The sequence below is a fragment of the Streptomyces sp. L-9-10 genome (assembly GCF_004151105.1).
Lineage (GTDB): Bacteria > Actinomycetota > Actinomycetes > Streptomycetales > Streptomycetaceae > Streptomyces.
In genome coordinates, this window is sequence record NZ_PHRF01000035.1 from 254,510 (window position 1) to 265,269 (window position 10,760).

At 71.8% G+C, this 10,760-nt stretch carries 8 protein-coding genes; 3 read left to right on the forward strand and 5 right to left on the reverse strand.

Translation table 11 applies throughout. The features are described from left to right. Positions 1-22: 22 nt before the first annotated feature. A complete protein-coding gene (locus CU044_RS10430) occupies positions 23-928 on the reverse strand; it encodes an NADP-dependent oxidoreductase (RefSeq protein ID WP_129768205.1) in 906 nt (301 codons plus the stop codon). A 147-nt stretch (positions 929-1,075) separates the two neighbouring features. Here CU044_RS10430 and CU044_RS10435 point away from each other — a divergent pair, with 147 nt between their 5' ends. Beyond that, the gene (locus CU044_RS10435; protein WP_129768206.1) at positions 1,076-1,441 is read left to right on the forward strand and encodes a MerR family transcriptional regulator; all 366 of its coding nucleotides are present in this window, start codon (positions 1,076-1,078) and stop codon (positions 1,439-1,441) included. A 324-nt stretch (positions 1,442-1,765) separates the two neighbouring features. Here the strand turns inward: CU044_RS10435 and CU044_RS10440 are convergent, their stop codons facing one another. Together CU044_RS10440 and CU044_RS10445 are read right to left on the reverse strand one after the other, a co-directional pair. Beyond that, positions 1,766-3,964: a hypothetical protein gene (locus CU044_RS10440; RefSeq protein ID WP_129768207.1), complete on the reverse strand. Its 2,199-nt coding sequence runs from the start codon at positions 3,962-3,964 to the stop codon at positions 1,766-1,768. Between the two features lie 469 nt (positions 3,965-4,433). Continuing rightward, positions 4,434-5,168 carry a GntR family transcriptional regulator gene (locus CU044_RS10445; RefSeq protein ID WP_129768208.1) on the reverse strand — a complete coding sequence of 245 codons (735 nt, stop codon included), beginning with the start codon at positions 5,166-5,168 and terminating at the stop codon, positions 4,434-4,436. 296 nt (positions 5,169-5,464) lie between these two features. Between CU044_RS10445 and CU044_RS10450 the strand changes: the two genes are divergently transcribed. Continuing rightward, entirely contained in the window at positions 5,465-7,306 is a 1,842-nt protein-coding gene (locus CU044_RS10450) for a dihydroxyacetone kinase family protein (RefSeq protein WP_129768209.1), read from the forward strand. Positions 7,307-7,532: 226 nt separating this feature from the next. Then, positions 7,533-8,558 carry a LacI family DNA-binding transcriptional regulator gene (locus CU044_RS10455; protein ID WP_193563920.1) on the forward strand — a complete coding sequence of 342 codons (1,026 nt, stop codon included), beginning with the start codon at positions 7,533-7,535 and terminating at the stop codon, positions 8,556-8,558. A gap of 75 nt (positions 8,559-8,633) precedes the next feature. Here CU044_RS10455 and CU044_RS10460 read toward each other — a convergent pair whose 3' ends face one another. Together CU044_RS10460 and CU044_RS10465 are read right to left on the reverse strand one after the other, a co-directional pair. Beyond that, positions 8,634-9,104, reverse strand: a complete 471-nt coding sequence (locus CU044_RS10460) for an RNHCP domain-containing protein (protein ID WP_129768210.1) — start codon at positions 9,102-9,104, stop codon at positions 8,634-8,636. Positions 9,105-9,518: 414 nt separating this feature from the next. Beyond that, positions 9,519-10,673, reverse strand: coding sequence for an XdhC/CoxI family protein (locus CU044_RS10465; protein WP_129768211.1), 1,155 nt, complete (start codon positions 10,671-10,673; stop codon positions 9,519-9,521). Positions 10,674-10,760: the final 87 nt, after the last annotated feature.

Consider the following 10,760-nt stretch of genomic DNA (forward strand, 5'->3'; position numbering starts at 1 on the left):
AGCCCCGAACGGTGGGACACGCTCACATGCGGACCACGATCTTTCCCCGCGTGTGTCCGCGCTCGGCGTACGCGTGCGCTTCCGCGATCTGTTCGAGCGGGTAGGTCCGCTCGACGCGCGGTGTGTAGCGGCCCTGCCGGCCGAGTTCGCCCGCTTCGGCGAGGAGCGTGGAGTCGTTCTCCGCGTTGGCCAGATGCACGCCCAGGCGATGCGCGTTGGCGTGGTCGGCGACCGTCGACACGCGAGCGGGGTCGCCCACGATCGCGACGAGGTCGGCCAGGGACCCGGAGGCGGCGGTGTCGAGCGCGATGTCGACACCGTCAGGAGCCAGGGCGGCGAGGCGCTCCGCGAGGCCGGTGCCGTAGGTGGTGGGAACGGCTCCGAGCGAGGTGAGGAACTCGTGGTTGCGCTCGCCGGCCGTCCCGATCACGGTCGCACCCTGAGCCACCGCGATCTCGACCGCGGCACTGCCCACGCCTCCCGCGGCGCCCTCGATGAGAAGGGTGCGCCCCCGCAGGGGACCGAGCGCCTTCAGCCCGCCCATCGCGGTCACCGATGCCAGACCGGCGCCGGCGGCCTCCTCGTCGGTCCACGTGGCGGGGGCGTGGGCCCAGGCCGAGAGCACGGCCAGCTCCGCCGTCGCGCCGGTGACGCCGCCCAGCCCGAAGACACGGTCGCCGATCCTCACCCCCTGCACCCCCTCACCGGTCTCGTCGACCACGCCCACGGCATCACGCCCAGGAATCGCGGGCAGATCCACGGGAAGCACCGCCTGCACCGCACCGGAACGCACCTTCCAGTCGACGGGGTTGACACCGGCCGCCGCGACGCGGACACGGATCTCGCCGGGCCCGGGATGCGGGTCCGGCACCTCCTCGACCACCAGGGTCTCCACACCGCCGTACTCGTGATAGCGGACTGCGCGCATGACGTTCTGCCTTTCCACGCGGCCTGAACCGGCCGTTCGTGAGATCAGTGGGGTGACTGCTCGGCGGGCCGCCGACACCTACTACGCTAAAACCTCACATCGGCGTCAGGTGCAAGTCGGGCCGACCGCCCGAACAGAGGAGGACCGGTGCGCATCGGTGAGGTCGCCGACAAGGCGGGAGTGAGCGTCCGCGCGCTGCGCTACTACGAGGAACAGGATCTGCTCCAGGCGTGGCGCAGCCCCGGCGGCCAGCGGCATTACCCCGACACGGCCGTCGGCCGGGTCCGGCTGATCCAACAGCTGTATGCAGCGGGCCTCCCCAGCAGAGTGGTCCGCCAGGTGCTGCCGTGCGTGGACACGGGTGAAGCACCCCCGGCACTCCTGGGCCAGCTGACGGCCGAGCGTGTCCGCATCGAGCAGCGGATCACCGACCTGCTCGCTGTGCGCGACCGGCTCGACGACGTGATCGCCATCACGCGCGACCCTGATTCCGACTGCTCTCACATGCGGTGAAGACTTCTGCCGCGACGACCTCGGACGCCGCCGGATGAGTGCGCATCCGATGCCCTCTGCACCGCGCTCGACATGCCGTTCGCCGTTCTGGTCGGCCAGATCTCCGCGGCCTGTCAGGCATGACGCCCGCCGACCGCCGGGCCGGGCGGCGTCCAACAGGCACAGCCCCGCGGGCCCTTTCCGTCGGCTCCCCTGAGTGGGGACGTGGTTCCCGCGCCTGGCCGGGGCCCTTCACCGCTGGATGTGCGGCCAGATCCTGTCCAGTCGGCCTTGGCGGGCCGGACAGGACCTGGCTGAAGGGCCCCGGCATGCGACGCGTTCTGATCAGCGCGTGGTCAGGATGACCTGGCTGGAGCCGTCGGGCATTCCCGCGATGCCCACCTGATCTCCCGCGAGTACTCCGGCGCCCTTGATGCCGCCCATGGGCCGGAACGGTGTCCAGTCGCCGTTACGGTCGCGGACGGTGTGGTACACGTTTCCGTCGAGTCCGACGGCGAGCATCTGACTGTCGCCGTCGGGCGTGCTCGTGAGGGAGATCTCCGAGGCTCCCATCATGGGGGTGGAGACGCCCGCCGGGCCGTTCCAGCCACTCCAGCCGCCCTTGGCGTACCGGATGGTGTGCCAGATGTTGCCGTCATTGCCGATCGCCGCGATCTGGGTGTCGCCGTTGGGCAGGGCCGCGATCGTCAGGGCTCGCCCGACGAACTCCGACGCGTTGACGCCCGGTACCGATGTCCACGAACCCCAGGAGCCGTTGGCCGCGCGGAGGACCCTGCGCATGGTGCCGTCGGCTCCGTACGTCACCACGTGGGCGGAGCCGTCGGGCATGCCGGTCACGGCGACCTTGGACGCCTTGACATAACCGTCGTCGGTGCCCGTCACGTGCTTCCATCCCTGCCAACCCCCGTCATTCCGACGGACGTTGTGGTAGGTGAGCCCATCCTTGCCAACGGCCACGATCTGGGCATCGCCGTTGGGGAGACCGGCGATGGCGATGTCGTTGGCGGCGAAGCCGGTCTTCGTGCCGTCGGCAGCCGGAAGGGCGTTCCAGCCCTGCCAGGTGCCTTCTTTGGTGCGCAGGTTGTGCCAGATGTTGCCGTCGAGTCCGATGCCGAGCACCTGAACTCCGCCGTTCGGCATCCCGCTCACGGCCTGCCGGGAACCGACGAACCGGAACGAGTTGCCGGCGCCACTCAACGGGCTCGGGGCGCTCCACGTACCGTCCGCCTTGCGAGTGGCGTTGTAAAACGTGTGCGGAGTCACCTTCTGGCCGAGATTCTTGGAGATGATTTCCCGCTGGAGCTCGCCACTTCGCACGGCGGGCTCATCCATATTGACGTCATCGGTCATGATGATGTTCATGTTGTCGGTGACGTTGGTGTGGTTCCAGTCTTTCCGGAACTTGTCCAGCATCTGCCGGTTCAGCTCGTGCCCGATCTTCAACAGAAAATTCCGGTCCGTCTGACCGAGGTTCTTGATCGTGGACCAGACCTCATCCCACGCGGCGTCCGGGATATTGGCGGTGGGATTGAGGATTCCTTCGTATACGAAGAACTTGCCGGAATTTCCTCCCGGCGCTTGCTCGAAAACCTTGTCGCCGCGGGCGAGAACGGCCTCGATGTTCTTCTGCGTGACGGTACTTCCGGAGACCGGACCGCCGTTCCTCCACAAACGCTCCGGCGCGATGTCGCCGAGGCCGACATCGACGTAGCTGCCACGGAAGGACTGGGCGGACGGCCCCCATGCCCATGCGTAGTTGGTGCTGTCCGTGTCATCGATGAAGACCACGCTCTTGCCCGCGGCCATGAACTGGTTGTACGTGGAGGTCGGGCTCAGCGTTCCGTCCGCGATCGCCGGGTTGTCGAGGGGGCCACCACCGATGGCACCGCCCAGGGCCGCTATCGCCGCGCGATTGTCCTCCTTCGCGGTCTCCGGCGGCACCGCTGTCTGCAGCCTGACAATGACGATTTCCTTCGGGTGCCGCTTGATCCAGTCGGCGAGTTCATTGACCTCGCCCTTGATGATGCCGCCCTGAGCCCCGGCGAAGGAGTCGAAGAACTGGCGTCCCATCGGGCCGCCGTGGAAGGTGAACCACTTGTCGCCCTGCTTGCACAGCCGCAGGTCAAGGTAGCGGGACCCGCCTTCCAGCTGCTCCGCGAGAGAGCCGGTCTGCGAGCGTGCCATGCTCGCCGCCAGAGCGGGATACAGCCTGGCCGTCTTGGCCTGGTCGCCATAACTGCAGATACCGCTGTCCTTGGTGATACCGGCCGTTCCGGCGTCATGGCTGCCCGGCATCACGATCTGGTTCAACGGACGGTCGCCGATGGTGCCTTTCAGCTGCTCCATCCATGAACCCAGACCGACGTCCTGAGTGGCCGGTGCGGACCGGGGTGCCGGCACCAGGGGCTTCTGGTCGGCCTTGGCGGTCCCCGCGACCGCGGAAGGGACCGCTAAAGCCCCGAGGGCGATCGATAGCGCGGCGACGGTCGAACGCCGCAGCGTGGCTCTGCTGTTTCTGCTCACGGGCAATTCCTTTTCTCGTGTGACGCGGGTCCGCTCCGGACCGGGGGACTTCCGCGCGAGCCCATGGGAGCGCTCCCATGGGGCTCGGTGATTATGGGAACGTTCTCAGGCGACAGTCAAGAAGAGCGCCTCGCGCAGACGCATTCCGGCGGTCTCGTGAAGGTCCGCCGACGCCCGGGAAAGGACGGCAACAATGTCAACTTGGCAGGTCACGAGCCCTGCTTCCGCGAATGGCACGGCGGGCCGAACGGCGTCGAACGCTCAGCTTCGCCGCGCGTTCCCGGCGGGCGGCCATACACGCCGGAGAGTATGGGCCACCCTCTCCGGACATCGGAGATCCCATGGGCTACGCGAAAGGGGAAACGGCTACCGCTGTGGTGAACGAGCCGTGAGGGGGCGGCGCGTGGGCCGGGCCGCGAGGGGGCCGGGAGCGAGCCGCGGGTGGGCCTTGGGAGGGGCGTGAGAAGGGTCAGCCGCCGGCGGACGCGCGCCGCGCCACCGCGGCCAGATGCTCGCGCAGGGCGACGGCCGGACGCTCGGAGTCGCCGGACTCGAACGCCGCCAGGATCGCCGCGTGTTCGTCCACGGCCGACTCGATGTCCGTCGTGCCGGGGTCGGCCGTCTGGCGCAGCCGCAGCACCTGGGCGCTCAGGGACTCGGCGGTCTTGAGGAGGAAGCGGTTGCCGGAGGCCCGGATGATCGTGAGGTGGAACTCCCAGTCCGCCGCGAAGCACTCGCGCAGATCGGAGAAGCCGGCCGCCCGCCCCCGGGCGCCTCGCGACGTCCGTACGCGCTGGGCGTGGAGCACGTGCCGGGCGTGCGCGGCACGCAGTTCGGGCAGCAGGTCACCGGTCCTGGGGACCGCGCGCTCCACGGCCGCGGTCTCCAGGATCGTGCGCAGGTCGAACAGCTCCGCGAGCTGCTCCGGTGACAGCGGCGGGGCGACGCGGTAGCCCTTGAGCGCCACCCGCGAGATCAGACCGGTGTGTTCGAGCTGGACGAGCGCCTCGCGCACCGGGGTCGGCGACACCTCCAGCTCCCGGGCGAGGGAGTCGATACCGAGCGAACTCCCTTGCGGGGTCGAGCCGTCGAGCAGCCTCTCCAGGATCGCGTCGTACACACCGTCACGGAGGGCCCGGCGAGGCACTGCCGGCTTTCGGCCGGCGGCCGGGGCGGCCAGGGCACTGCTCTCGTTCCCGTTCATCTCGCCCGCCATCCTAAGTGCCCCTCCCGGCGATGTCCGCCCCGTCGCGACGCCCGGCACACGCGCTGGCCGTCCTGGCGGCACCGGGCCGGCCGGGTGAGGTCGGAGCGCCTCCAATTGAATAGATCCTATAGGGTCTATGATCCACATCCCCGGTCCCGGCCACCTCTGACAGACCCGGAGACGACGATGTCCCACTCCCACACCGCACAGGACTGGCCCATCGGAGCCGCCGTCCGCCAGTTCCCGAACATCGAGGGCGGGACCGCCGGCCACGAGCCCGAGGGGATCCGGCCGTGACCGTGCTGACGAACGACCCGCGCGCCTTCGCCGACGAGGCCCTCGCCGGGTTCGCCGCCGCCCACGCGGATGAGATCCGTACGGTGCACGGCGGCGTCGTCCGCGCCTCGGCCACCCCGCCGGGCGAGGTCGCCGTCGTCATCGGCGGCGGCACCGGCCACTACCCCGCGTTCGCCGGCTGGGTCGGGCCCGGCTTCGCACACGGCGCGGCCTGCGGCCAGGTCTTCGCCTCCCCCTCCGCCTCGCAGATCTGCTCGGTGGCACGGGCCGCGGACAACGGGGGCGGTGTGATCCTCGGTTTCGGCAACTACGCGGGGGACACCCTGCACTTCGGGCGCGCGGCCGAACAGCTCCGCGCGGAAGGAATGGATGTCAGGACCCTCGCGGTGACCGACGACATCGCGTCGGGACCGGCCGAGAACACCGCGCCGCGCCGGGGCATCGCGGGCGACTTCCCCGTACTGAAGATCCTCGGTGCCGCGGCCGAGGCCGGACTCGGCATCGACGCGGCCGTACGGGCGGGCCGCAGGGCCAACGCGGCCACCCGCTCGCTCGGCCTCGCCTCCGGCGGCTGCACCCTGCCGGGCGCGGACCGCCCCCTGTTCACCATCCCCGCCGGGCGGATGAGCGTCGGCCTCGGCATCCACGGCGAACCCGGGATCGCGGAACTCCCCCTGCCCACCGCCGACCGGGCCGCCGATCTCCTGGTGGACAGGATCCTGGCGGAGCGGGCGGCGGCGTCCGGCGGCGTGGGCGGATCCGACCGGGTGGCGCTGCTCCTCAACGGTCTGGGGGAGGCCACGTACGAGGAGCTGTACGTCGTCCACCGCCGGGTGGCCGAGCGGCTGGCCGCCGAGGGCCTGACCGTCGTCGCGCCGGTGGTCGGCGAGCAGATCACCAGCCTCGGGATGGCCGGGCTCTCCCTCACCCTGACCTTCCTGGACGCCGAACTGGAAGCGCTGTGGACGGCGCCGGCCGCCGCCCCCGCCTTCCGCCGGGGCGCCCTCGCACCCCGGGCGGCGCGTACCGACGATCTGACCACCACCCACCGGGTGCCGCCGGTCGTACCGGGCGGCCCCGGCTCCCGGGCCCTGGGGGCGCGGCTGGCCGAGGCCCTGCTGACGGTGCGCGACACCGTGGCGGCCCATGAGGCGCGGCTCGGGGACCTCGACGCCGTGGCGGGCGACGGCGACCACGGCATCGGGATGCGGCGCGGCGCCGAGGCCGCGGCGGCTGCCGCACGGGAGGCGGTCGCCCTCGGCGCGGGCGCCGGTACGGTGCTGGCGCACGCCGGCGCGGCCTGGTCGGAGCGCGCCGGCGGCACCTCCGGCGCGCTGTGGGGCGCGGCACTGACGGCCTTCGGCGCGGTGCTCGGCGACCACGACGGCGTGACGGCCGGATCCGGCGCCACGGGAGCCGGCGGCGGTACGGCAGGACGCGACGCCGACGACGGTGCCCGGCTGACCCGTGCCGTACGGGCCGCGGTGGACGTGGTGCTGCGGATCGGCGGAGCGAGACCCGGCGACAAGACGCTGGTGGACGCCGCCGTGCCGTTCGCCGACCGGCTGGAGGCGGCCCTGCCGACGGCCGGGTTCGCCGCCGCGTGGGCACAGGCCGCGCGGGCCGCGGGCGAGGCCGCCGAGGCGACCGCCGCCATCGCCGCACGCCTGGGCCGGGCCCGTACCCATGGGGTCCGGGGCCTCGGCTCGCCCGACCCGGGGGCCGTCTCGTTCGCCCTGATCGTCGCCGCCCTCACACCCGGGTCCTCCGACGCTCCCAGGTCCCCCGGCTTCCCCGGCTTCCCCGGCTCCTCCGGCTCCCCCGGGGCGAAACGCTGATGCCGCGCGGCACCGCGACCGGGGCTCGATACGCCCGGCCGCGGCGGCCCCCGCGGTGACTTCTCGGCACAGCGGCCGGTGGCGGCGTACCGTCACCGCGGCACCACCGCCCCGTCCCCGGTGGTTGGATGGGAGCAGGCCCGTTCCCCGCCCGCACCGCGTGCCCCACCCACGGCGCTTCCCCGGTCCCGCCGGCAGCCCCCGGGCCCAGACTGGAGGTCGCTCGATGGTGACGAAGGGCCGTACGGGCCAGCCCACCCTGGAGGAGGTCGCCGCGCTCGCGGGCGTCGGCCGGGGCACGGTGTCCCGTGTCATCAACAACTCGCCCCGGGTGAAGGACACCACGCGCCATCTGGTCGAGCAGGCCATCGCCCAGCTCGGCTACATACCCAACCGGGCCGCCCGCGCCCTGGCGGGCAGCCGTACCGACGCCGTGGCGCTGGTGATACCCGAGACCGAGAAACGCTTCTTCGCCGAGCCGTACTTCTCCGAGATCGTCCACGGCGTCGGCGACGGTCTCGCCGACACGGATCTGCAACTCCTGCTCACCCTCGTCCGCACGGAGAAGGAGCGCGACCGCTTCCTCCAGTACGCGCGCGCCCGCCGGATCGACGGTGTCCTCCTCGTCTCCGTGCACGGCAGCGACCCGTTGCCCGATCTGCTGGCCGGGATGGAGATGCCGACGGTCCTCAGCGGTCGCAGGTCCGGGGACGAGTCGGTGTCGTACGTCGACTCCGACAACGTGGGCGGCGCCCGCGCCGCCGTACGCCATCTGTCCTCGTCGGGCCGCCGGGCGATCGCCACCATCACCGGCCCGCTGGACATGTACGTGGCGCGGTGCCGTCTGCGCGGCTACGAGGAGGCGGTACGCGGACACGCCACCGGCCCCGCCCCCTCCTGGATCGCGCACGGCGACTTCACCGAGGAGAGCGGACGCCGCGCGATGGCGGAGCTGCTGCGCCTCCACCCGGATCTCGACGCGGTGTTCGCCGCCTCGGACCTGATGGCGGTGGGCGCCCTGCACGCCCTGCGGGCCGCGGGCCGCAGGGTCCCCGAGGACGTGGCGGTGGTGGGTTTCGACGACTCCCCCCTCGCCCGCCACACGGACCCCCAACTGACCTCGGTGCGCCAGCCGGTGGAGGAGATGGGGCGCACGATGGCCCGGGTGCTGCTGGAGACGATCAACGACTCCTCGGCGGCCTGGCAGCACGTGGTCCTGCGCACGGAACTGGTGCGACGGGCCTCGGGCTGAACGGTCCCGTCGCGGCGGCGCCGTTCCGTGCCGTATCCCGTGAGGGACACGGCACGGAACGGCGCCCGTTCGCGCTCAGAGCGAGCCGAGCCGCTCCAGGGGGAACGGCGGCTGGGCCAACGGCCGTACGGCGAGCCGGGTGAGCGGCAGTACGTTGTCGTCGCCCGCCGTGCGGTTGGCGTGCAGTACGTCGCAGTGGACGCAGCGGTGGACGAGTACCCATTCGCCGTCCCCGCGTACGGAGATGGCGAGCGGCTCCATCCGGGCACCGCAGTCGGCGGCCCGGTCGCCCGGGGTGTCGTCGACATGACGGCTCCACAGGCAGTTCGGGCAGTGGTTGCGGTGGCTGGTGCCGGCCGCGGCCATCGGTACGTCGAGACCGCAGTGGAGACAGCGGAAGGACTCGGCGCGCGCTTCGAAGCGCGCGCGTCCGGAAGCACGTCCGGACGTGTGTTTGGCGGTGTGTTTGGAGGTGTGTTCGGGGGTGTGTTCGGGGGTGTGTTCGGGGGTGCGTCCTGAAGTGTGTCTGGAAGTGTCGCGGGACATCGTGAGAACGACTCCTGGTGTGATGCGCGGACGGTCGGGGATGAACGCCGTCTCGTACCAGGGAAGTTCGCTCCGGTCGGCGATGCCTGTCGGCCGTGCGTGTCAGCAGCGGTGCCGGGAGGACATCACGGAGAGAGAACTGCCTCGGTCAAGAGAACGGTTCCGACCGGCCACAGGCATACAACACCACCCTTTGAACCATCGCCAGGAGCTCCCGGTGAGCGCCGCCTCGATGAAACAGGCGGCCGGGCCCGCGCGGCAACCGAATATCCGGAGGCCGGGACATCCGGAGGGCCGGGACATCCGGAGGGCCGGGACATCCGGAGGGCCGGGACATCCGGAGGGCCGGATATCCGGAGGTCCGGACATCCGCTGACGAGGAGGTCCGGACATCCCCGTACGCCGACGGGACCCTCAGGCGACCGACCCGATCGCCCGCGTCCTCGGCCCGTCGTGGTGGATCGGGGTGTGCGCGCCCGTGAGCGGGACTCCGCTGCCGCCCCGCCGGACCGCGACGATCTCCGCCGCGATCGACAGCGCGGTCTCCTCGGGCGTACGGGCCCCGAGGTCGAGCCCTATCGGCGAGTGCAGCCGGGCGAGTTCGCGCTCGGTGACACCGATCTCGCGCAGCCGCCGGTCGCGGTCCTCGTGGGTACGGCGTGAGCCCATCGCGCCGACGAAGGCGACGGGAAGCCTGAGGGCCAGCTCCAGCAGGGGCACATCGAACTTGGCGTCGTGGGTGAGTACGCAGAGCACCGTACGGCCGTCGACCGGCGTCGACGCCAGATAGCGGTGCGGCCAGTCGACCACGATCTCGTCGGCGTCGGGGAAGCGGTCCCGGGTGGCGAAGACGGGGCGCGCGTCGCAGACCGTCACGTGGTAGCCGAGGAACGCGCCGGTACGCACCAGCGCGGCGGCGAAGTCGATGGCACCGAAGACGATCATGCGCGGCGGCGGGACGCTCGACTCGACCAGGAGGGTCAGCGGCTGTCCGCACCGCGATCCACGCTCCCCGAGCACGACCGTGCCCGTACGGCCCGCGTCCAGCAGGGCGCGGGCCTCGGCCGCCACCGTACGGTCCAGCTGCGGGTGGCCGCCGAAGCCGCCCTCGTACGACCCGTCGGGGCGCACGAGCAGGGCGCGGCCCCGGAGCGCGTCCGGTCCTTCGGTGATCCGCGCGAGCGCCGCCGCGTCCCCGCGGGCGGCGATGGACAGCGCCGCCGCGAACACCGCCCGCGGGGCGCGTCCCGCGGCGTCGGACCGTACCGGCGTCACCAGGATGTCGATGACCCCGCCGCAGGTCAGCCCCACGGCGAAGGCGTCCTCGTCGCTGTAGCCGAACCGCTCCAGGACGGTGGTGCCGTCCCGGAGGGCCTGTTGGCACAGCTCGTACACGGCCCCCTCCACGCAGCCGCCGGAGACCGAGCCGATGGCCGTGCCCGCGCTGTCGACGGCAAGCGCGGCTCCCGGCAGGCGGGGTGCGCTGCCGGTGACCGCCACGACGGTGGCGACGGCGAAGTCACGTCCCTGCCCGACCCACCGGCTCAGCTCTTCGGCGATGTCCAGCATGTCGGTCTCCTCGGGTCTGATGGCCGCGGTCGGGGGGTGGGGTCGGGTGCGATCCGGGGGGGTGCGGGTCGGGGGGTGCGGGTCGGG

Coding starts and splice junctions, on each gene's coding strand:
- CU044_RS10445 (WP_129768208.1), bottom strand. CDS start 5,168: ATGAACGGGAACGAGAGCAGTGCCCTGGCCGCCCCGGCCGCCGGCCGA.
- CU044_RS10455 (WP_193563920.1), top strand. CDS start 7,533: ATGGTGACGAAGGGCCGTACGGGCCAGCCCACCCTGGAGGAGGTCGCC.
- CU044_RS10465 (WP_129768211.1), bottom strand. CDS start 10,673: ATGCTGGACATCGCCGAAGAGCTGAGCCGGTGGGTCGGGCAGGGACGT.
- CU044_RS10430 (WP_129768205.1), bottom strand. CDS start 928: ATGCGCGCAGTCCGCTATCACGAGTACGGCGGTGTGGAGACCCTGGTG.
- CU044_RS10460 (WP_129768210.1), bottom strand. CDS start 9,104: ATGTCCCGCGACACTTCCAGACACACTTCAGGACGCACCCCCGAACAC.